Annotated in this window: 21 protein-coding genes; 10 read left to right on the top strand and 11 right to left on the bottom strand. The window is 36.2% G+C overall.

Annotation, left to right across the window (positions count from 1 at the left end; all coding sequences use genetic code 11):
- Positions 1-194 precede the first annotated feature (194 nt).
- A complete protein-coding gene (locus PERMA_RS04930) occupies positions 195-2,738 on the top strand; it encodes a putative bifunctional diguanylate cyclase/phosphodiesterase (RefSeq protein ID WP_012676255.1) in 2,544 nt (847 codons plus the stop codon).
- Here PERMA_RS04930 and PERMA_RS04925 read toward each other — a convergent pair.
- From PERMA_RS04925 to PERMA_RS04895, 7 genes are read right to left on the bottom strand one after another with little or no spacing between them, the layout of a single operon-like run.
- Complete coding sequence (locus tag PERMA_RS04925) at positions 2,726-3,490, bottom strand: MBL fold metallo-hydrolase (protein WP_012675411.1); 765 nt, start codon at positions 3,488-3,490, stop codon at positions 2,726-2,728. The genes PERMA_RS04930 and PERMA_RS04925 overlap by 13 nt on opposite strands.
- Positions 3,471-5,534, bottom strand: coding sequence for a CHASE2 domain-containing protein (locus tag PERMA_RS04920; RefSeq protein ID WP_015898934.1), 2,064 nt, complete (start codon positions 5,532-5,534; stop codon positions 3,471-3,473). The genes PERMA_RS04925 and PERMA_RS04920 overlap by 20 nt, the downstream gene beginning before the upstream one ends.
- Positions 5,535-5,536: 2 nt before the next feature.
- Positions 5,537-6,226, bottom strand: a complete 690-nt coding sequence (locus PERMA_RS04915) for a FecR domain-containing protein (RefSeq protein WP_012676109.1) — start codon at positions 6,224-6,226, stop codon at positions 5,537-5,539.
- Positions 6,216-7,307: an HD-GYP domain-containing protein gene (locus PERMA_RS04910; RefSeq protein ID WP_012675790.1), complete on the bottom strand. Its 1,092-nt coding sequence runs from the start codon at positions 7,305-7,307 to the stop codon at positions 6,216-6,218. Before PERMA_RS04910 ends, PERMA_RS04915 begins: the two co-directional genes overlap by 11 nt.
- A 34-nt stretch (positions 7,308-7,341) precedes the next feature.
- On the bottom strand, positions 7,342-8,349 hold the full coding sequence (locus PERMA_RS04905; protein ID WP_015898997.1) for an aldo/keto reductase: 1,008 nt from the start codon (positions 8,347-8,349) through the stop codon (positions 7,342-7,344).
- A 1-nt stretch (position 8,350) separates the two neighbouring features.
- Positions 8,351-9,502, bottom strand: a complete 1,152-nt coding sequence (locus tag PERMA_RS04900; protein WP_012675593.1) for a metallophosphoesterase family protein — start codon at positions 9,500-9,502, stop codon at positions 8,351-8,353.
- Positions 9,502-9,705, bottom strand: a complete 204-nt coding sequence (locus PERMA_RS04895) for a YgaP-like transmembrane domain (RefSeq protein ID WP_148206407.1) — start codon at positions 9,703-9,705, stop codon at positions 9,502-9,504. Before PERMA_RS04895 ends, PERMA_RS04900 begins: the two co-directional genes overlap by 1 nt.
- 97 nt (positions 9,706-9,802) lie before the next feature.
- Here PERMA_RS04895 and PERMA_RS04890 point away from each other — a divergent pair, with 97 nt between their 5' ends.
- The 3 genes from PERMA_RS04890 to PERMA_RS04880 all read left to right on the top strand — a co-directional run bounded on the left by PERMA_RS04890 (position 9,803) and on the right by PERMA_RS04880 (position 11,885).
- Positions 9,803-10,342, top strand: coding sequence for a LabA-like NYN domain-containing protein (locus PERMA_RS04890; RefSeq protein WP_012676235.1), 540 nt, complete (start codon positions 9,803-9,805; stop codon positions 10,340-10,342).
- A 64-nt stretch (positions 10,343-10,406) separates the two neighbouring features.
- Positions 10,407-10,973: a nucleotide exchange factor GrpE gene (locus tag PERMA_RS04885; RefSeq protein ID WP_015899004.1), complete on the top strand. Its 567-nt coding sequence runs from the start codon at positions 10,407-10,409 to the stop codon at positions 10,971-10,973.
- Positions 10,974-11,885 (top strand): DnaJ C-terminal domain-containing protein, encoded by a 912-nt coding sequence (locus PERMA_RS04880; RefSeq protein WP_012676444.1) that lies wholly within the window; start codon positions 10,974-10,976, stop codon positions 11,883-11,885. It begins immediately after the preceding gene.
- Here PERMA_RS04880 and PERMA_RS04875 read toward each other — a convergent pair.
- The 4 genes from PERMA_RS04875 to PERMA_RS04860 form a co-directional block, all read right to left on the bottom strand.
- Positions 11,859-12,614 (bottom strand): patatin-like phospholipase family protein, encoded by a 756-nt coding sequence (locus tag PERMA_RS04875; RefSeq protein ID WP_012675796.1) that lies wholly within the window; start codon positions 12,612-12,614, stop codon positions 11,859-11,861. The two genes, PERMA_RS04880 and PERMA_RS04875, sit on opposite strands and share 27 nt — an antisense overlap.
- Positions 12,614-13,834, bottom strand: a complete 1,221-nt coding sequence (locus PERMA_RS04870; protein WP_012675701.1) for a type II secretion system F family protein — start codon at positions 13,832-13,834, stop codon at positions 12,614-12,616. The genes PERMA_RS04875 and PERMA_RS04870 overlap by 1 nt, the downstream gene beginning before the upstream one ends.
- A gap of 1 nt (position 13,835) precedes the next feature.
- Positions 13,836-15,512, bottom strand: coding sequence for a GspE/PulE family protein (locus PERMA_RS04865; protein WP_012676513.1), 1,677 nt, complete (start codon positions 15,510-15,512; stop codon positions 13,836-13,838).
- 78 nt (positions 15,513-15,590) lie between these two features.
- Positions 15,591-16,175, bottom strand: coding sequence for a type II secretion system protein (locus tag PERMA_RS04860; RefSeq protein ID WP_012675248.1), 585 nt, complete (start codon positions 16,173-16,175; stop codon positions 15,591-15,593).
- Between the two features lie 123 nt (positions 16,176-16,298).
- On the opposite strand from PERMA_RS04860, the gene PERMA_RS04855 reads away from it, so the two are divergent.
- From PERMA_RS04855 to PERMA_RS04830, 6 genes are read left to right on the top strand one after another with little or no spacing between them, the layout of a single operon-like run.
- Entirely contained in the window at positions 16,299-17,630 is a 1,332-nt protein-coding gene (locus PERMA_RS04855; RefSeq protein WP_015898988.1) for a type IV pilus biogenesis protein PilM, read from the top strand.
- Positions 17,631-18,128, top strand: a complete 498-nt coding sequence (locus PERMA_RS04850) for a hypothetical protein (protein ID WP_012675951.1) — start codon at positions 17,631-17,633, stop codon at positions 18,126-18,128.
- 1 nt (position 18,129) lies between these two features.
- Positions 18,130-18,594: a hypothetical protein gene (locus tag PERMA_RS04845; RefSeq protein WP_012676922.1), complete on the top strand. Its 465-nt coding sequence runs from the start codon at positions 18,130-18,132 to the stop codon at positions 18,592-18,594.
- Positions 18,573-20,147: a pilus gene (locus tag PERMA_RS04840; protein ID WP_012675778.1), complete on the top strand. Its 1,575-nt coding sequence runs from the start codon at positions 18,573-18,575 to the stop codon at positions 20,145-20,147. Before PERMA_RS04845 ends, PERMA_RS04840 begins: the two co-directional genes overlap by 22 nt.
- Positions 20,144-21,154 carry a tetratricopeptide repeat protein gene (locus PERMA_RS04835; RefSeq protein WP_012675258.1) on the top strand — a complete coding sequence of 337 codons (1,011 nt, stop codon included), beginning with the start codon at positions 20,144-20,146 and terminating at the stop codon, positions 21,152-21,154. The genes PERMA_RS04840 and PERMA_RS04835 overlap by 4 nt, the downstream gene beginning before the upstream one ends.
- Positions 21,154-23,241, top strand: a complete 2,088-nt coding sequence (locus PERMA_RS04830; protein WP_012676106.1) for a putative Ig domain-containing protein — start codon at positions 21,154-21,156, stop codon at positions 23,239-23,241. Before PERMA_RS04835 ends, PERMA_RS04830 begins: the two co-directional genes overlap by 1 nt.
- Positions 23,242-23,244: the final 3 nt, after the last annotated feature.

Here is a 23,244-nt window from a genome sequence, read left to right as displayed (position 1 = left end):
TGGCAGATTTTCAACAGTATTCTATAGTACCATTTTTAAACTCCCATCACCATTACTAAACAAAAGATAGACTTGTTACGAATAATTATTTATATTATTTAATAAAATTAATAGTTTTTACTACTTACTCAGGAGTATTAATATATGACATCAGGCGTTCAGTATATGTTTCTTTCTGAACAGTAAGGTGCAGTATGAAAAGTCTGAAGGGAATAATACTAACCTTTATTCTGGTTGGAGCTGCAGTGGTTTACAGCTATTTTTATTTTGCTGTAAGTAATATATACACAGAACATCTCAAGAAAAGAGCCTATGAGGAATCACATACTCTTGCAAAACAGACCTTTAATTCTATGTTCCAAATAATGAAAAGGGGATGGTCAAGGGAGGATCTTGAGGAGTTTCTGGAAGCGAACCAGAAAGCATTTGAGAAAAGCCTATACACTGTTAACATATACAGAGGAAAGATTGTAGAGGAACTGTTCGGTAAGATAGAACAGAACGAGGTAGACAGATATATACTGAAAGCTTTTAACGAAGGGGAGGATGTTACCGTTGAGAGGGAAGGTGTTCTGAGGCTCATACATCCGTTAAAAGCTGAAAAGATCTGCCAGACATGCCATTATAATGCAGATATAGGAGATGTTCTTGGAGTTATTGAGGTTAAACAGAATATAAGACAGTTTGTAGCCTCGGCAAAAGGTGATTTTGCTCTTTCACTTATAGCTATCTTCCCTCTGCCTATTGCTATAGCTGTAGGTATAGCATTTTTAATAAACAGAAAGATAAAACAGTATATAGATAAACTGAATGAAAAAATAAACGAGGTTGAATCTATCTCAGATCTTTCAAAAATTGAGTTTCATCCTGATGAGTTTGAATTAAAAGAGTTTCACCTTGTTTATACTGGTTTTCAGCATCTTATAGATAAGTTGAAAACCATAGCTGTTGATAAGGATATGCTTGAGTTTGAGATAAAACTTCTTGAGAAGTTTGTCTTGACTTCTGCTGTTATAAAGGACTGGAGAGATTACATAAATCAGATGTTACTGGAGGTCAGTAAGATTCTTCCAGTTTATTCTATGTTTTCAATATTCCAGTCAGGTGAAAACAGTTACGATATTGAGATGTTCTGGGTGTTTGAACCTCACCCTCAGATGAAAAAAGATTTTGAAAATCTCGCACTGTCAAGAATGGGAGAATGTTTTACCACATCAGAAGGTTCCAGAATAAATATAAGACATAACATCATTGACAGGAAGAGATGTATCCCAAGATTTATAGGAAAGAAGATAAAATACAGAAAGAGATGTCTGCTTCTTGATGAGCCAGGAATTGGTGGGGTTGTTGGAATAGGGATTTTACCTGAGGTTCAGACTGACAAAACGAAGGTTCTTATTATTGACAGTATACTCTCAACATTCCTGAATCTTATAATCTCAGTTAAGGCTATCAATAAATATTCAAAGGAGATAGAGTACTACTCAACGAGGGATTCTATAACAGGTCTTTACAATCAGAAGGTCTTCTGGGAGCTTTTAAATTACGAGATAGCCAGGGCTGACAGACACGGCTACAAGTTTACACTATTGACTATAGATATAGATAACTTTAAGGCTATAAATGATACATACGGATACGGTTTCGGTGATATTATCCTTCAGAAGATAGCACAGATAATAAGGGATACTATTAGAAGAGGAGATATTGTTGCAAGATACGGTGGTGATGAGTTTGCTGTTATACTTCCTTTAACCGATGCTGAAAAGGGCTACAGTATAGCTAAAGATATCATTGACAGCATAAATAGATTTTTCCTCATAGCAACTGATGGATCAAAGGTTAAGGTTTCAGCGTCAATAGGTATGGCTGTTTATCCGGATCATGGTAAGGATGCAAAGGATCTTTTCCTGTTTGCAGACAACATCCTTCATAAAGTAAAGATGGAAAACAAAGGTTCTGTCTACCTCCCAACTGAAGATGATGTTGAACAGATTTATAAAAAGATAGGAAAGTTAAACATTACCATACTGAATGCCATTGAGAACAAAAAAGTTATACCGTACTTCCAGCCTATTCTTGATATTAAAGAGGATCAGGTTTATATACATGAGGTTCTGTGTAGAATCGAGAATGAGGTCAAAACATTGAAGGCGGATGAGTTCATAAGAGTAGCTGAAAAGATGGGAGTGATACATAAACTTGATCTGGTTCTTATGGAAAACACATTCAAAAAGGTTAAAGAGGAAAACTATGAGGGTGTTTTATTTATGAACCTATCTCCAAAAGCTATCATGTCAAAGGAGTTTTTAGAGAGTATAAAATCCCTTGTTTCAGATTACCATCTAAATCCTTCCAATATAGTATTTGAGATAACAGAGAGGGAGACTGTAAGTAATATAAGCATACTTGAAGATTTTGTTATGAAACTTAAAGATGAAGGATTTAAGTTTGCGATAGATGACTTTGGTTCTGGATTTTCATCTTTCCATTATATAAAGAGATTCCCGATAGATATAGTGAAAATTGAGGGTGATTTTATAAGAAGTATGGTAAAAAATCCTAAAGACAGAGCCTTTGTTCTCAGTATAACAACATTAACAAAGAATTTAGGAATAAAAACTGTTGCAGAGTATGTTGAAAATGAGGTTATTCTTGAGGCTGTAAAATCTGTCGGTATTGATTATGCACAGGGTTATTATATAGGAAGACCATCACCCCATTTTTATAAAAAGTAAAATCTGTCCTCCTCTTCCAGAAAAGAAACTCTCTCATCTTTTAGCTCTTTCTTTATCTCCTCGGCATACAGAGGTTTCAGATGGTATCCGTATATACTGATATGACCATTTAACTTTCTTATGAGATCCCTCACAGTTTTTGTTGAGTGGTGTTTACTTTTGTATGCGATATCTTCCAGTCTTTCAGGGAAGGAGATATCTATGAAAACCTTTTTAATATCAGGGTTCTCTTTAAGCTGATTGATTATAACATCTGTTGATACTGTATCTCCTGATATAAGTATCTGATCGTTTATAATAAAACCTGAAGTTGGCACTGTATGTTCTGAAGGAAAAGTTTTTACCCTTATACCATCAACTGTATACTCCTCATAATATGATATCTCTATAAACTGGAGGGCAGGTTCTCCAGTTTGTGGAAGCTTTATCTTTGAAAAATCTGGCCAAATACTCTGATTAAAAAGATCTTCCTTCAATGTGTTTATCGTATCTTTCAGAGCGTACAGATAAAGAGGTTTCTCCCTTTTAGAGTATGTTAGATCCAGAAGGAATGGTATATCACTTATATGATCAAAATGAGAATGTGTGAGAAATATGTGTGAGATCTTAAATATATCTTCTTTTAGAGGTTCAATTATATTACCTGCGTCTATACATACAGTATCATTAATAAGAAATGTGGAGGGATTCATGTCCCTGTATTTGCTGCCGTAAGCACCTAAAACCCTGATTTTATTTTTCTTTGAACTCATAGATACCTTCCCAGCCCTCTTCAGGTGGATTTTTAATATAATACTCAGATCTTTCTAAAAGGATCTTTGAAGGATAGTCTTCATACTCTACCCACAACTTTTTAAAAATCTCCTGTGCCGTACTGAACTCAGTATTAAAATAATGTTCAAGAGCCTTCTCGTAAAGGATCTTAATATTTTTATTCCTTTCACTCTTTTCCATTAACTGGTAGATCTCAACGGCTTCCTCTTTTCCTTTTACTCTAACCCTGTCAAGCTTTCTGAATAGAAAGTCTGATTTTACCTTACTTACTGTAAACTGGGAGACTATAATATCAGTTCCGTAGATCCTGTTAAGTCCTTCAAGCCTTGATGCAAGGTTTACAGTATCTCCAATAGCTGTATACTCAAATCTTAAAGATGATCCAAGATTTCCTATAATCGCTCTCCCTGTATTGATCCCGATACCTATTTTTAAATGTGGGAGGTTCTGCTTCTCTAAATTTCTGTTTACCTGATCAAGCCTTTTAACCATATCAAGGGCTGTCTTACATGCTTTATCTGAATGATCCGGAACAGTTAAAGGTGCATTAAAAACAGCCATTATAGCATCACCTATATATTTATCTAAAAGTCCCTTATTCTCCAGAATGATCTTTGTCATACTGTCAAAGTATATATTGAGGAGTTTAGCAACCTGATGTGGACTCAGCTTTTCTGTAATAACTGTAAAATCCCTTATATCTGCAAAAAGTACTGTGATCTCCTTCTCTTCACCACCTAATCCAAGACTTTCAGGATCTTTTACTATCTGCTCAACAACATCAGGTGAGAGATATTTTGAGAAGGCTCTTTTAAGCTCCCTTGTCTGGAGATCAACTCTGAAAAACTGGTATATCTCAAGTGCGATAATATAAAGAAAAGAAAATATAAAAGGATAAACGGTTACTATCCATACATTTTTATAAATGAAAAGGAGAGAAGGGACAAGAAAAGGGATAAATAGTACAGATGCATAAAGAGGCATTCTGTATTTTAGCTTTTTGATATATCCAACTGTGAAAACTGAGAGAAGAAGTACCACTGTGAATGTTATGTCGTAAATCGCAGACTCCCTCAGAAAATCTCCCTTTAGAAGGTTTGATACAGCAACATAATGCAGGAAAACACCTGGCATTAATGGATCAACGGGCGTTGGTCTTATATCGTAAACTCCCATCTCAGTAATACCAACTATAACAATCCTGTCTTTGAAAAATGATGGGTCTATACCCCCTTCAAGTATATCAACAGCTGAGACCGTTTTTATATCCTTATAAAAGTTAAGTCTTATGTAGTTTTCGCTTAACGTAATATCTCCTATATTAAGCTTTTTTACACCAAGCTGATCTATCTCAAGGTATATCTCCCTGTCGAGATAGAATCTTACAAGCTGTAATGCCAGAGATGGAAAGATCATCCCCTCAAAAAGATAGACTGTAGGGTAATGTCTGTATATACCATCCACATCAGGTTTAATATTGAAAAATGCACATGAAAGTGAGTTTTCTAGTATCTGTGGAATATTACTCTCTATGTATGAGAATTCCGGTATACCAACACTCTCAGAAAGTACCCTGTACCTTGGTAGAGAGCAGTCCTCAAGAAAATCTATAACCTCTTCAGTTACTGTCTGTGTTGCGTAATCCCTGAAGAAAAAACCTGATATAACATTTCCATTCTTTCCTATTGAGTCAAATAGAGCTCTATCGCTTTCTGGATTACTTTTTTCTGAAAAAACTATATCCAGACCAACAACCTTAGCCTCTTTTAATCTGTTAATAAGATCAGCTGTTACCTTTCTGTCCCATGGCCATCTCCCAAACCTGTTTATACTTTTCTCATCAATCGCAACAACTACGAGATCATCAAAAGGTTTATGGTCAGCACCAAGAACGCTTTTGATATAGAACTTTATATCTTCCAGATTGTAAACAAACTTTGTAATAGAAGAAGGTTTTGAGAAATAAACAAAAAGAAATAAAACTGATACAAAAAATAAGATCAGAAATCTTATCTTAAACATGATCAAAATCTGTCTAAAAGCTCAAACTCTTTTTCTATATACGGTGGTATCTTTATATCCCTGACCTCACCATCTTTTATACTGACCGCCGTCCCCCCTCTCATCTCAAACTCTTTAACAAACTCTTTGAACTCCTCTTCCATCTCCTTCTTGTATTTTTCATACCCACCTATCTGCTCCTCTTTAAATCTCTCAAATTCGGAGATCTCTCTCTGTCTGTATCTTATAAACTCTCCAACTAAAGATCTGACTGATATAACACCTTCTTTTAGAAAGATATTCATACTGTCATCTGTCATATCTATGATGAACTTTGTTCCTTTAACGCCAATAACAACAGATCTCGCCTTAACTTTCAGTCCTTTAAGCTTACCCCTTTTCTCTATCTTAAAAAGAACTCTCCCTTCATTAGCAGATACCATATCAAGATCCTGAACAATAAGGGATGACTTTTCTGTAAGCACTACCTTTGAACCATCTATAAATCTGATAAAGGCAAGAGACCTGCTTTTAGTTCTTACGATATCTCTGACAAAAATAGGAAAATCAGGATGATCTACCTTCACAGGTCTTACTTTATCTTCCCTGTGAACCTTAACAACACCTTCATACTGAACGATCTTACCGGCCTCCTGAGCGTAAAGAGAAGTGATCGCAAAGATCATGAAAACAAAAACAGCTTTAATCCTCATCTCTAAGCTCCCTCTTTATACTGAACATCTGATCTATATTTTTTAAAAATATATCTGTAAGAAATGGGTCAAAATGTTTCCCCTTCTGTTCCTTAAAAAATCTTACAGTTCTGTCCATATCCCATGCTTTTTTATACGGCCTGTCAGATGTAAGAGCGTCAAACACATCAGATATTGATGTCATTCTCCCGTAAATTGATATCTCCTCTCCCTTCTTTCCAAAAGGATATCCAGTTCCATCCCATCTCTCATGATGCTCAATAGCTATATCAGCCGCTATCTGGAGAAGTCTGCTGTCTCCACCTTTCAGTATCTCATAGCCGTATATCGTATGTTTCTTCATTATCTCCCATTCTTCATCGTTTAGCTTTCCCGGTTTGAGAAGCACCCTGTCAGGTATACCTACCTTCCCTATATCGTGCATGGGGGCTGCAAGCTTTACAAGCTCAACATCTTCTTCATCAAGTCCAGCTTCTCTTGCAAGTATCTCACAGTAAAGTCCAACCCTGATAATATGGTTCTGTGTTTCAGGATCCTTAAATTTTGTTGCATGGGAAAGCCTGTATATAACATCCTCATGGGCTTTTTTAAGTTTTTCATAAAGGATGGCATTTTCAATAGTTGATGATGCATACAGGGAAATATGTCTTAAAAGCTCAATATCCTCTTCTGTAAATACACTGTTTGTTAGCTTATTTATTACCTGAAAAACACCTATTATATTCTGTTTTCTGTCAAAAAGAGGAACTGCAAGAATCGTCCTTGTTCTGTAACCTGTTCTTTTATCAATATCTCTGTCAAACCTTGGATCTTTGTAAGCGTCCGGTATATTTAAGATCTCGCCTGTTCTGAAAACATACCCTGCAATCCCTTTATCAGCATCTATCTCAATCCTGTCAACACCGTGGGCAACAATAGTCCATAAAGTTTTTTTCTGATCATCGTAAAGAAATATACTGCATCTATCAGCTTCCATTATCTCCTTTGCGAGATCTGTTAAGAAAAGGAGAACATTTCTCAGATCTTTCTCATTAGCGATCTTAGAGGAGTAATCAAGCAGAATCTTTAGTTTTCTTTCCATAACAGTCCGTTTTTAATTTAATTTAAAATCCTATTTAAAGATCTGCAAACATATCAAGAAACCACTGTGGGTATGGTCTAACAGGCTGTGTTATCTGATCAAGGTATTCTATATCCTCTTCAGAAAGATCCCACTCTACAGATCCCAGATTGTCCTTAAGCTGATCTAATGAACGAACACCGATTATTATTGAACTGACAAAAGGTTTTGATTTTACCCAGTTAAGTGCAACCTGTGAAACTGTTGCGTTGTACTTCTCAGCTATCTTTCTGAGCTCATCTACAACAAAATAACCTTTTTCCATATCAAATCTTAAAAAAGGCCTTTCCATCCTTGCATATCTTCCATCAGATGGAATACCACTATCTCTGCTGTACTTACCTGTCAGAAAACCTCCAGCTAAGGCACTCCATATCATAAGACCAAGGCCTGATTCCTGACATGCAGGAACAACCTCAAACTCAATATCCCTTCCAAGTAGTGAGTAGTACATCTGGGCAGAGATAAACCTTGACCAGCCTCTCATCTCCTGTATTGATACAGATCTTGCTATCTGCCATCCAGCAAAATCTGATAACCCTATATATCTTACCTTCCCTTCTCTAACAAGATCGTTGAGTGTTTCAAGTGTCTCTTCAATAGGTGTGTGATTGTCCCACCAGTGTAACTGGTATATATCTATATAATCCCTTCCAAGTCTTTTAAGGCTCTCATCTAAGGATCTGATTATATGGTACCTTGACAGTCCTCTTCTGTTTGGATCGTTTTCATCCATAACACCCCTTACTTTAGTGGCTATAATAACATCATTCTTCCTGTTTCCAAGTGCTTTTCCAAGTAAGGTTTCAGACTCTCCAAAAGCGTATATATCAGCTGTGTCAAAAAGATTTACACCATGATCAATGGCATAATCAACAACCCTCTGTATCTCTGAAAAGCTCATTGTTCCAGCAGAACGCCATCCTTTTTCTGTAAAAGTCATAGCTCCAATGGAGATTACAGAAACCTTTAAACCAGACCTTCCTAAATTTCTATACTCCATCTCAAAGCTCCAGTAAATCCGGATTTTCCTTCAGATATTTTTTTGCATCATCTATACTTTCAAAGGATCTGAGATGATCTATAACCTCCTTTACACTGCTGTAAAGATCCTTATCTCCTATAATCTTTTTAAGCTCTTCAGAGATAAGCTTCTCCTCATTTTCCAGTATAAAGCTCTCATCCTGTAACTGGATCTCCCTTGTTATATTAAAGTTAAAATGTAAGATCTGATCTGAACCCGCCTTTAATCCGTAATCTTCAAGTATTTTGAGTATATCCTTAACACCTGATTTTCTTAATATGCCTTTGAATATGACGACAGCATTTTTATCACTTGAGGAAGCTATCTTCTCAACCTTCTCCTTTAAATCCCTTATGAGATCATCAAGAGAGTCCTCATCTAATCTGACCGAGATAAAAGGTCTTAAACTCCTTAATTTTATAAACTCAGCCTTTATCTCTCTATCAACCTCAACAAGATAAACACCTTTCTCTTTTTTTTCCTCAGACTCATGATACGCTGTAAACTCCGTTGAGCCTGACTGAACAATAACAGCTTTATTGATCTCGGTAGGTTCCTGAGCTATATGGTAGTGGCCTATACCAACATAATCAAAGCCTTCAGGTATCTCCTCAGAGAGATACAGCTCAGATTCAGGAAAAAATGGGTAAAACTCCTGATGGAGCATAAGAATCTTAAAACCATTCCCTGTCTGATCCAGAAGCCTGTTTATACTCTCCTTCAGACCTCCAAGATGTCTCAATCCTGCTTTAGAGACATACTTTATTCCTGATATAAAAACACCTTCATGTTCAACAACTCTCTGATCAACAACTGTAAGACCAGATGTCTGGAGTATATTTAAAGGGGATATATCCTTTACATTACTCCCCCTATCATGATTTCCAGATATGGTAAAGAATGGTATATTTCTGTCCTTCAGACGTGAAAGTATATTTATAGCCTCTACTATAACCCTGTTTGAGGGTCTTGATGAATGGAAGAAATCACCTGTATGGATAACAAAATCAACATCCCTTTCAATGGCTATCTCTACAGCCTCATTGAAAGCATCAAAAAAGTCCTTCCCCCTCTCAAAAAGTCCGTACTGGTTATATCCAAGATGTGTATCACTTAGATGTAAAAATCTCATTAATCCCTTCTTTTACCAAAAAGTTTCTCAAAAACAGCATCAGATGGACAGAAACCTGTAAATGCTGATAGATAAAGCATAAATATTATAAAGTAAACTATATACTTTCCCCAGTCATAACCTGTATTAACGAGAAGCATAGCTATAATGAGAAGAGTACCCATCATAAATCTCTGTGCTCTTATAGCTGTTTTGGACATCATAAATCACCTCCTGTAAGATTTTAAATTATTCAGACTTTTAGTTTAATATATAATTATATCTACAACAACTTTATATTAAATAGAAACAGGAGATCTTATGTACTCAGATGAAAAACTCAGAAATCTTTATAAAAATCAGAGGGTAGCTGTCTTCCTTGATATACAGAACCTTTACTACTCGGCAAGAGACTCATTTAACAGAAAGGTAAATTTTGAGAGCGTTCTTGATAAAGTTTTGAATGGTAGAGTTCTTGTAAGGGCAATAGCATACCTTGTTAAACTTCAGGGTGTTGACCAGAAAGGTTTTATTAACACTCTCAAACATATTGGCTATCAGGTAAGGGTGAAAGAACCAAAGATATTTAAAAGACTTGATGAGTATGGAAATTTATGGACAACAATAAAGGCTGACTGGGATATGGGAATTGCTATGGATGCTATATCCCTTGCAGAAAAGATAGATGTTGCCGTTCTCGCAAGTGGTGATGGTGATTTTGCTGATCTTGTCAGATATCTCCATACAAAAGGTGTTAAGGTTGAGATAGCAGCTTTTAAACAGACAGCAGCAAAAGAGCTTATTGAGGTTGCAGATGAGTTTATAGACCTTACAGCATTTGGTGAAGAGGTTTTCCTCTGATTGAAAAACTGGATGATCAAGAATATATTTTTAGAAAAATAAGTATGAGGAGGTTTCCATATATATGAGCGAAGAGAAAAAGGAACAGGAAGTTCAGGTAAAAGAGGAAGAGAAAGAGGAAAAGATAAAAAAACTTGAGGAAGAGATTGAAAATCTGAGAAAAAAACTTGAGAAAACTGAAGAGGCTGCAAAAAAACTTAGCATGCTTTACCAGAATCTCCAGAAAGAGTTTGAGGACTACAAAATAAGGGTAAGAAAGGAAAAGGAAGAGGCAAAAGAGGAAGGAATTGTAAAGATAGCAAAAGGATTTATGGAGATAGTTGATAACTTTGAGAAGGCTCTTGAGAGTGCGAAAACAGCAACTGATATAAATGCACTTATAAAAGGCGTCCAGATGATCCATTACCAGCTTGTTAAATTTCTGAAAGATCACGGTATAGAAAAGATAGAAACAACAGGGGAGTTTAATCCCCTTGAACATGAGGCTGTTGAAACTGTTGTATCAAAGGAGTATAAACCTAACGAGATAGTGAAGGTTATCCAGACAGGCTACAGATACAGGGGAAGGGTTTTAAGACCTGCCAAGGTTGTTGTTGCAATCCCACCTGAGGAAAGGGAAGAGATAACATAAATGGATTTTTACAGAATACTTGGGGTGGGAAGAGATGCCACCCCTGAAGAGATAAAAAAAGCGTTCAGAGAGAAGGCTAAAAAGTACCATCCCGATCTCAACAGAGAGAATGAGGAGATCTTCAAAAAGATTGTTCAGGCTTATGAGACATTAATTGATCCTGAAAAGAGAAAATCCTACGATATCTACATATCAACAGAAAGAAAGAGAAAGCTTGGAGACAGAATCAATGAGGTTATATCAGATATCTTAGGTTACCACTCTAAACCAAAGAGAGGAAGGGATCTACACAAAAAGATATACATAAAAATTGAAGAGGGTTTCTCAGGCTGTATAAAAAGTATATCCTACCTAAGATACGAGAAATGCTCCTACTGTGATGGATCAGGTATTACTGAGAACTCAATAATAAAAAGATGTAAAAGGTGCGAAGGAAAGGGGAGTATAAAAAAACTTTTCCTTAAGATACCCTGTATGGAGTGTGAAGGAAGAGGTTTTTTAGTGCTAAACCCCTGTGAGATATGCAACGGGGAAGGAAGGGTTAAGGTTCAGGCTGAAAAAAGAATAGAGATACCTGCTGGAGTATCTGAGAATACCGTTTTAAAACTGGAAGGTGGTGGGGACAGCGGTGTTTATGGAGGAGATTACGGAGATCTTTACCTTAAAATCAGATTTATAAAGGGAAAAAATATAAAGATTAAAGGGATTGATATACATAAAGATATATACATACAGAAAGATAAAGCCTTAAGAGGTGATTATATATCTTTTCAGGGTTTTGAAGGTAAAAAGCTGAAGATCAAAATACCGGAAAGGACATCCTCTCCTGTTGTCCTGAAGATTAAAAATGAAGGTTACAGAGATCTAGAGGGAAATAGGGGAGATCTATATCTTAAGATCATTCCTGTTTAAAATATTCTTTGTGTATCTGTAGCCTATATCTATAGCATCCTTTATTCTCCAGGCAGAAAAAAGACCTATATCAACAAGATCTTCAGGCTGTATAAAAAGATCGCACACCCTTTTCCTCAGTTCAACATTTGATCTGAAAGCAAGATAAAAACTCCTTATAAGTATGGAAAAAGCGTTGTTGAGCCTCTCTTCTGTTCCAAGAGGGTTTACATCCACACCGATTATATAGTCTGAATGAATTTTTAAAGGCTCTACAGGGAGGTTATCCATAATCCCCCCGTCTATATAGAGATTTCCCTCGTACTCAACAGGTTTGAATATAAACGGAAGTGAGGAAGATGCTGATATCCATAAAAAAAGATCCCCCTTTGATTTATACTCTGGAATACCCTTATTCAGATTTGTGACACAAACAAATAGTTTCTTCTCAAGCTCAGATATATCTTTTTTGCCTATGTACCTTTCAAGAAATTTTTCCAGCTTCTCCAGGGAAAAAAGTGCGCTAAAGGAAAGCTCAGGCTTTAAGTAAGAGAGAAATTTTGTGTTTAATGCTATCTTTTCCATCTCGAGAGGAGAGTAACCTGCTGCATAAAAGGCACCAACTATAGAACCTGCACTTGATCCTGATATAAAATCAGGTTTTATCCCTCTTTCCTCAAGAGCTTTAAGAACGCCTATATGTGCTGCCCCCCTTACAGCACCACCTGAAAGAGCAATACCTATTTTCATCACATTCTTCCGATCTGTGATATCAGATCGTATATAGGACCTATAAATCCAAGCATAACTATGAGCATAAATCCTCCCACCACACCTATTATTATAGGCTCAATCATCTTGGCTATATTCTGTGATATGTACTCAACCTTGTTGTAATAGTAATTTGATATATAGTCAAGCTGCTCATCTAAAGCTCCTGTCTGCTCTCCTATAGATATCATCCTTATGATCAGAGGTGAAAACACATTCTCCTTTTTTAAGGAATCAGAAAATGATCTTCCAAGCTCAATCTCATTTCTTGAGTTTCTTATGGCTGTCTTAAAAACATAATTTCTTATAGCATTTTCCATAATATTTAATGCCTGATAAAGTGGAAGTCCAGCCTGTATCATAAGCCTTACATACTCAGCAAAAAAAGCATAATTAAAGTTCTCAATGATTATGCCAATGACAGGTATCTTTAAAATTAGACGGTCTGTCTCAATTCTTATCTTTTCATTCTTCTTTCTTAACATCTGAAGAAGAATAAATAATATGAAAATAACCACAACAAGAAATATACCGTAAGATCTTAAAAAATCTGATGTTTTCATAATGAATACAGTTGTTGCAGGAAGCTCTATATTAAAATCCTTGAAAGCATCGATTATCTTTGGGAGAACATAAACAAGCCAGAATATCATTGCACCTAAAACACTGAAAAATGCAAATGCAGGATATATCAATGCCTGTTTCGTTTTTGCTTTCAGATCTTCAATCTTTTTTAGATGCTCAGCTGCATCCTTTAATGTTTTATCAAGACTTCCGGTCTCCTCACCAATCTTGAAAAGGGATATAACAACATCTGAGAAAATATCCCTGTAGCTTTCTGCTGCCTGAGATAATGTCTCACCTGCCTGTATTTTAAATGCCATATCAAAAAGCATCTCTTTTAATGATGGGTTCTCTGCATCTTCTGCAAGATCCATAAGTCCTGTATTTATAGGAAGTCCAGATTTTACAATTAGATGTAGATTCTCTAAAACTTCAATTATTTCCTGTCTTTTAATTCTGTATATATACTTTCTTATATTGAGGTATCTGTAGTAATCTGGAAGCTTTTTAATCTTTAAAGGTATAAGACCAGAGAACTCAAGAAGGGGAAATATCTCAGACTCGTCTGTTACGCTTAAAACCTTCTTCTGTTTCTTCCCTTCCTGATCAATAGCCTCAATTAGATAAAATCTCATCTTATCCTGTTACTCTCTTTATCTCTTCAGGGGTTGTGACGCCTTTGAAAACTTTTATAAGACCGTCCTCTTTTAATGTTCTCATTCCTTTTTCCCTTGCTTTCTGAACGATACCAAGAGGAGTACTGCCTTTTACTATCAGGTCTGCTATATCCTCATCAATCTTTAAAAGTTCAGCTATTACAGTCCTTCCAAGATAACCTGTTCCTTTGCAGTGTTCACAACCTTTTCCTCTGTAAATCTTTACCTTTCCATCATCTATATAATCAGATCCGTATCTTTTTATAGAGTCTTCACTAAAACCATAACTTTTAAGATCTTCAATATCTATAATCTCCTCCTCCATACAGAAAGGACATGTTTTTCTTACAAGTCTCTGTGCGGTTATGGCTGAGACACCTGAGGCAACCATATAATCCTTTATCTTCATATCTATTAGCCTTGGTATCGCACTGACAGCGTCATTTGTATGAAGTGTTGATAAAACAAGGTGTCCTGTTATTGATGCTCTCATAGCCATCTCTGCAGTCTCTTCATCTCTTATCTCACCAACAAGAATAACATCAGGATCCTGTCTTAAGAAATGTCTTATAGCCCTTGCAAATGTGTATCCAGCCTTCTCATTAACCTGAGTCTGTTTTATAAAAGGAAATCTGTACTCAACAGGATCTTCAGCTGTGAGAATATTCCTTTCAAGTGCGTTTATCCTTCTTAAAGCAGCATAAAGTGTTGTTGTTTTACCTGAACCTGTAGGACCTGTAACAAGGACTATCCCCTGTGGTTTTAAAAACTCCTCCTCAAGCTGTGAAAGCATATCATCTTCAAATCCGAGACTCTTTAGATTGAAAAGAGACAGATTTTTTGAAAGAACTCTTATAACAACATTCTCACCGTACGCTGTAGGTATTGTTGATACCCTCATATCAAAACTTTCATTAAAAAAAGTATGTGTAAATGCCCCGTCCTGAGGAAGTCTCTGTTCCGCAATATCAAGATTTGCTAGAACTTTAATTCTTGATACTACAGCGTTATGTGTTGATTTTGGAAAGGCATAGTAATGCCTCATTATACCGTCAATTCTGAAAAATATGTGGGATGCTGCACTTTCAGGTGAGATATGAATATCTGTTGCCCTGTCAATAATAGCGTGATTTAAAACGGTATCTATAAATTTTGGTAGTTCAGTTCCGAGAGTTCCGGTTTTTGCCTTTTCTATATAACTCTTAACTGTCTGATCTATCGGTTGTTCTAAAAGAAAGTAATGTATCTCAATACTTTTCAGTAATGTTTCCTTATCTGCCACGTAAACTTTAACTTTAAGATTTGTTCTCCTGCTAACAACATCTATAGCATTTATATCGTAAGGGTTTGTCATCGCGATATGAAGTTCATCTTTATCTATCTCAAATGGAAGGACCTCAAGCTGCTTTGCTATGTTTTTATCAAGGATTCTTAGAGACTCCCTTGTTGGAGGGTACTGAGAAAGGTCTATATAGGGTCTTCCTGACTGTCTTGCTATAGCTTCTGCAACTTCTCTGGGTGATACAAAGGAGAGTTCCTGTAGGATTTCTCCAAGGAGACCCCCCTTTATTTTCTGAACCTCAAGGGCTACCTGTATCTGTTCTTCTGTGACATAACCAAACTCTTTTAATAACTGACCTATAGGTTTGCGGGACATTTAGTTCACCTGTTGTTTTAAGAACTTTTCGTAAAAAGTTAAAAAGAAATGAGGTGGGATCTGATCCCACCTTACTATTTAAAATCTATAGAATATGTCTCTTACCCCTGTAGTGTAATCAGCGTTGGCCTGTATAGATCCTGTATTCCAGATACCATCATCAAATTCTTCATCTAATCTCCTTCCAATATCTGCAGGGACGTTATCCACAAAAACAAAATTGTATGTTCCTGTACCGAAGTTTCTATTAGAGAAACCGTATCTTCCTCCGTATGGGTTTGAAGGTCTTGTGAGTGTCGCTTCATTAGGGTCACCGGCTATTATTCCTGAGGCTCTTAAATGTCTCCATGCCTGAACAGACTCATCGGTATTATTTGTTGAATTAGCTGCACCATCTATAAGTCCGTTTCCGTTTCCATTTAGTATGTTAGGGTATGTTGCACTCCATCTGTCTCCAGCTTTTGGATCATCACCTGGCATTGCTCTGTACCTGTCATAGTAGGTGTAAGCTGCAGCTGTTAACCCTCTAAGGTCATTTACTAACCTTTTGTACTTTGCGTTCTGGATAAGCTCCTGTCCCTTCATAACAGCTCCAAGTATCAGTCCAATAATCACAAGGACTATCGCAAGCTCAACAAGTGTGAAACCTTTTTGATTTCTCATCATCCACCTCCTGTATTTTCACTTTAACTATATTATTTCCATTACCGATATATATATTAAATTATCGGCTTTTAAGTTTAAATTTTAATATATTTTAATAAAATAAGGGATGTATTAATAGCTATGAGTTTAATAACTGTAGAGATCTCAGATGGTAAAGTTAAAGGAGCTGTCCTTAAAAGATACAACAGCTTTGTTGAGATTGTTGATTACAATATAAACAGAACCGGCAGGTACTACATCTCAGTTTTTTATCAGGATTTTATACACTCAAAGATTGTGATCCCACCTGTAAGGGATGAAAATACCCTTTCTTTTCTGATAAAAAATAAGTTGTCTGACAAACTTGAGTCCGGCGTAAATTATATCTTTCTACCTGTAAAGAACAGAGAGGTCTCGGAAAATCAGGTTGAGTATGATGTGTATGCTGTACCGGAAAAACTGTTTTTTGAAGCTGTAGAAAGATTAAATATAAAGGATCTGACAAGTATAGAGGTCTTCACTCTTTCCCAGTTTGCTCTTTCAGGTATAACGTCTAAAATATCAGGTGATGAGACCGTTTTTATGACCTATACAGATGAGGAAAAATTTATCGTTACAGTCAGTCAGAATGGGAAGATCCTGTATACCAGATCAACTAAAATCCCAGAGTTTGTAAATGATGAACAACAGCTTATAAATTTCTATTATGAAAACTTTAACCTGACATATATATATGTTGCCCAGAATCAGGGAATAGATATAGACGTTATAGGCCTTGTAGGTGAGATATCTAAAAATGAACAGTTCGTTGAGCTTATACACACATTTTCCAACAAGCCTGTCTACACTGTTCTTCCTGAGTTATTTGTAAAAAAGGGAAGCTTTGAGCAGTTTAACAGCTATGTTATCCAGATCGGATCTTTAAACATCAAGGATACCTACAATTTCTTGCCTGTTGATGTTAAGCACAAAAAGATATTCTCAGGAGCAAGTAAAAAACTGAGCTATCTTCTTGTTCTTGTACTGCTTATATTTTCATTTTTGAACCTTAATAAATTTATGGATCTTAAAGAGAGATTTTTTAGACTGAAAAACTCCTACTACTCGCTTAAACAGACATTCCAGAGAGAAGTGCTTTCAAAAGAACTCACCTATGATCAGATCGTTTATCTTGTCAGGTATATAAACCTTCTCTCACCAGAGAGAAAGACGATCTATATTCTGAACAGACTATCTGGGATACTTTCCGTTATAAGAGATGAAAATATTAACATTACATATTCAGAAGGAAAAAGGTACATAACTATCAGATCAGATCAAAAATTCAAAAGTGTAAAAGAGATAGAGGATTTTAAGAGAAAATTAAAAAATGAGCTTGATAAGTTAAATGATTTTAAAATTCGTGATAGATCTGTCTACAACATAGATAATCTTACCGGAAAGATCTTTCTTGAGATTGTTAAGGAGAGATAAATGAAAGAGAAAAGTTATGCAGTATACATAACGATCTCAATTCTGATAGGTATAAACCTTATCCTTATGCTCTCCTTTCAGCGTTTTGATGGATATCTCAGAGAGAAAGAAAGGGAACTCAGACATATGTCAGATAAGGTAAGACTGATAAAGGAAAATATAAATGAGATTATTGAACTTAAGAATATTCTAAACTTAAAATATGTTAAAAAAGAGGAAGCAGAAGAGATAATACTCAACAAACTTGATAGTATTAAAAGGATATATCCTGTGAAAATTATTGAAGGACCAGAAGTTAAAGAGGGATCGGTATACGTAAAACTTTCCCTGTCTTTAAAACCAAAAAGTAGTAAAGAGCTTATTGATACTATTTTATTATTTGAACAGTCAATGTATCCTGTAGCGGAGATAGAAAAATTTTTCTTAAATAACGATAAAAATGGAACAACGGTCAATATGATGATAAATCTGACACAACCGTATTATGGTGGAACGTAAGATGATCATGTTAAAAAGTATTCCTCCCAGATACATACTTCTGCTATTAATTCCGATTATAATCCCTGTACTACCGCTTTTTTTTAAAGATTATATTGACAGAACTGTAGGAGATCTCATAAACAGATATGTAGAACCGCATTTTAAACTTGAGATCAATTACCCTGAAATAAACCTGAGTTATAAAGATAAAATGAGAATAAATACTGCCTTTATCAAAAACAGCCTGGATGTACATCCTTATAAAGAAGAGATAACTTCCGATAAAAAGATAAAAGAACCACCTCCAGAATATAAGGTTAATTTTATTTATATAGGAATTAACAAGAAGTTCGTAATGATTAACGGAAAACTTTTTAGGGAGAATGATAGAATTTCAAAGGATGAAAGGATTATAAAAATTGAGAAAGACAGGATATTACTCAAAGGAAAATGGGGTGAAAGATGGATAGATTTTTCAAGGTGATCTTTATTTTTATTCTGACATTTTTTGTCTCCTGTGGATCCACTTCAACAAAAAAGATAGAGGATAAAAAAGAGCTTAAAAAGGAGATAAAAAAGGAGGAAGAAGTTGTTTACAAACCTGTCATAAAACCTCCACCAAAGATCGTCAAACCTGTAATAAAAAAAATATCACCTTTTAAGGATAAGTTCTTTACATTTTCAGCTGATCAGGTTCCACTGAAGGCTGTTCTTTACGCTATTGCCAATGACACAGGAATGAACCTTATAATATCCCCCGATGTAAATCCAAACATACTTATAACAGCGAATTTTAACAAAACCCCTGTAGAGGATGCGTTGAAGGTTGTAACAGACCTTGCAGGCGTTTATTACCAGATAAAGGGGAATATCATCTATATAAAAGGATCAACGACAAAAACATTCCACATCCCTTATGTCCACACAAACTCATCTTTCAGTTCAAAACTTGGAGGTGATGTTCTCGGCGGAGCCATGCAGACAGGTGGAGGTGGTATAGGAGGAGGATATGGAGGTGGTACAATAGGTGGTGGAACTTCAGGTTCTACCGCTAGAAGCATTTCAGGTGATTTTTCCCTGAAATACGAAAATCCAGAGGAGATTAACGATTTTTACGGTCAGATAGAAAATGGGCTAAAAAATATTTTGAAAGAGGATACAGAAGGTGAAAAGTTCTCTGCTTCACTTGCAAAAAGCAGTTTTACACTGAACAAGTTTACGGGAACCCTTGTCGTAACAGCACCTAAATATAAGATGAGAAAAGTTGAGAAATTTTTAAAAAAGATTCTCTCAGAGGTTAAAAAACAGGTTCTAATTGAGTCAAAAATAGTAGAGGTAACCCTTTCTGATGGAATGCAGTACGGTATAAACTGGTCAGCATTACTGAGAAATGTGGCAGGTGCTTCCATATCGTTAAGACAGACCCTTGCACTTCCCTCAAGTTATGGTGAGGTTGTAGTTGCAGGCCTTGATTTTAACGCTGTTATAAATGCACTTTCTTCAGTTGGCAGGATAGAGACTCTCTCAAATCCCAGAATAAGAGTCTTAAATGGACAGACAGCTCTTATCTCATCAGGAGTTGTAGTTCCATACTGGGAAAAGCAGATAACAACACTTGGAACAACAACTGTAACCCAGAGCGTAATGTATATAAGAAGAAGTGTTCTGAGTGGTGTTTTGCTTGGGGTTACACCTTACATTGAAGGTGATCACATTATGATAAATATCGTTCCAGTATCAACAAAAATAGAAGGGACAAAACAGCTTGTGGAAAACAATGAGGTTGTTGCTGAAGCACCAGTTCTCAATATAAAAGAAGCAGGAACCATCATAAAGGTGAAGGATGGAGATCTGATAATCATAGGTGGGATGATAAATACAGAAAAAAGGGTTGAGGAAAATAAAATCCCTCTGCTCAGCAACATACCGGTATTTGGAAATCTCTTTAAAAATAAAAAGGTGTACAGGGAGAAAAAAGAGCTGATCATATTTTTGAAACCAAGAATAATAAAATTTGACAGCAGGTTAGAAGAATGAGTCTGATGATCCAGATGTTAAGGAAAATAAAAAATAAGAAGGGGGCAAAGCCCGTACCACCGGGACTTGAAGTGAAAAAGAGTGTAAACAAAAGGGTTCTTATACTTTCTGTTATTACATTAATACTTATCGGTTCAGGCATGGGCATCTATTACTATCTAACTGCTATCCCTCAACAGAATATTCTTGTCAGTACAGAAAAGATTGTCAGAGAAAAACCTGTAAATAAACATCAGACAGAAAGAGTAAAAAATCAGGTGACATCTCCCCGGGAGATTAAAAAGGAGATAAAAAAAGAGAGTTCTGGTAATGAACCTCTTCCACCTCTTGATCTTGTTCTAAATGAGATAGAACAAAAAGTTAAGAAAACAGATCTTCAGGATATTAGTATAAATAAGTCAGAAAAAGAACCTGTTAATATTGCCATAATAAAAAAAGAACCGGATCCAGCTGAGATATCAGCCTACATATCTCTTGCAGAAAAAAATATAAAAGAGGGAAATCTTACAGAAGCTTACAGATACTACAAAAAGGTTTACAGTCTGAAAAAAACAGAAGATATACTGAATAACTTACTTGTCCTCGCTGTGGAAACGGGAAATTTTGATGAGATGAAAAAATATCTGTCTGATCTTAAAAATGAGGAAACAGTATCGTCTATAGCAGTTAAACTCATTGATAATGAAGATTTCTACCGTGCAAAAGATATTCTTGACAGATACTCAGAAAAAGAGAAAAAAGGTTATATCAGTTATGCGTACGGATATCTGTACGAGGCAAACGGAGATATATCCAGAGCTCTTTTCTATTATGAAAGGGCATTTACAAAAAATCCTTCTGATCCATACATAGCATATGCCTTCGCAAGAATGCTTGAGATCAAAGGAATTACAGATGAGGCTTACAAAATCTATAAAAAAATATTAAATTTAAGTTGTGATGATGAATTTCTTATCAATATTGTTAATGAAAGGTTGAAATTATTAGAGGCTCTTGGAGAAAGGTAATGGAAAATAAAAAAGGGTTCACACTCATTGAACTTGCAATGATCCTCGTTATTATAGGTGTTCTTATCGGAATAGGAGCAACAACTTTCAGCATTCTTATAAAGAGAGCAAAATATGCAGAGAGTAAAGAGATTGTAAACGCAGCTGTTGAGGCTATAACAGGATATGCGTCATCCTCAGGGAGAATCCCAACAGCTTCTGAACTGAATACGGTCGTAAGGACACTTGAAGACTCATACGGCAAACCTCTCGTCTATGTTTATGACAGAGATCTTACAGTATCTTCTCCTTATGGACATTGCGGATTAAACTCAACAAATATAACAGTTGAGATATGTGATGACCCTTCCTGTGCAACATCCACAACAATTAGTAACGTTGCATTTTTAATCCTGAGTGGTGATGGTAACTACAACAATCAGACCACAGGTTCTCAGGAGATAACAACACCTACAACGATAAGGGTTTTCCAGTATGGCATTGTAGTTGACAACTATCCTGCCGATCTGAATAGATCTGAACCTTATGATGATATTGTAAAATGGGTTACACTTCATGAGCTACAGACTAAAGAAGGATGTGAGTCTCTAACGATAAAAACCCCATCACTTCTACCTAACGGTACTGAAGACTCTCCTTACAACTACAAGTTAGAGGCTTCCGGTGGTAGACCTCCGTACCAGTGGGGATCTTATGATGGAACGACCTGTAATATACCGGCAACCGAGATAGATCTCGGCAACGGTCTAAAAATGAAAAGCGATGGAAGTATTTACGGTACTATAAATATAGAACCTTCATCTCCCCCGGGATCTCTGTCCACATGTAGTAGTACAATTAACCTTAATAATCTCTGTGTAAGAGATTCTGCAGGTAACACTTTTAATCAGAACTTTAGTATTAATGTATATCCTCAGCAGCTTAGAATTGTAACAGAGACTCTTCCAACAGGTTATGAAGGAAGCAGTTACAGCGTAACCCTGTCTGCATTTGGAGGTGGAACTACTTATACGTGGTTATTAGTTGACGGCTCATTACCACCGGGATTAACATTAAATCCTGATGGAACAATTACAGGAACAATAAATTCAGATACAGGATGTTCCAACCCTTCACCTTACACATTTACTGTTCAGGTATCATCCTGCTCAGGTTCATACACAGCTTACAAAGCATTTGCTCTTACTGTTATAGATCCTGACTGTTCGACTGCAGGATCAGGAGGTAGTTCCTGTACCCCTTTTTTCTTAAACCCACCAAGTGGGACGGTTTTTACAGCAACTGTCGGAGTTCCCTTTACACAATCAATATCTCTTTCCGGGGGGAATCCTCCTATAAATCTAACCTCCTGTTCGCCTGCAAGCTGTAATGGGCTTACCTTTAGCTGCAGTACAACAGGTGCTGTAATTTCCGGAACACCATTAACAACGTCATCATGTACATTCTCTGTCAGTTACACGGATTCCTGTACGCCACAACAAAGCATAACAGGGGTTTATACTGTTAATACCTCTGTACCTCCTACACCGCCATCCTGTACTCTATCTGCCACACCTAATGTCATTCCATATGGTGGTACAACAGATCTTACCTGGAATATCTCCGGATATTTCACATCAGGTTATTTCAGTCCTGTTTCCGGCAGCTGTACAAATGTAGTTGATCCCTCTGGGGTATGTACTACAGGAAACTTAAATACAGAAGGAGTTAACACATTCACTCTTAATGTCACTAACGGTGTTCTTACAGGTACATGTTCTACAGATGTTTATGTTGGATGTCAGGGTTACAGAGTATGGAACAGCACAGGTGGATATTACTGTTTTACTGTAAATGGAACTCAGGTAGGTTTAATATTTGATGGAGAGGAGATAACAACTTCCACTTTAAAACTAACAAATGGTCAATTTATTGAGAGATACTACCCTATATGTTTCTGGCGCTGGTGTGTCTGTCGTTATAACAACTCAGATTTAATTGACAAGATATCCTACTCTGACGCTATGAATGCTGATATCCAGAGTAATGGTGGGAATGGCGACTGCAGAGTAAACTACCTCAATAATGGAAGTGTGTCCGACAGATGAAAA

It is taken from the genome of Persephonella marina EX-H1, from assembly GCF_000021565.1.
Lineage (GTDB): Bacteria > Aquificota > Aquificia > Aquificales > Hydrogenothermaceae > Persephonella > Persephonella marina.
Note: the sequence above shows the minus strand (reverse complement) of the source record. Positions and strands in the feature narration are given on the sequence as shown.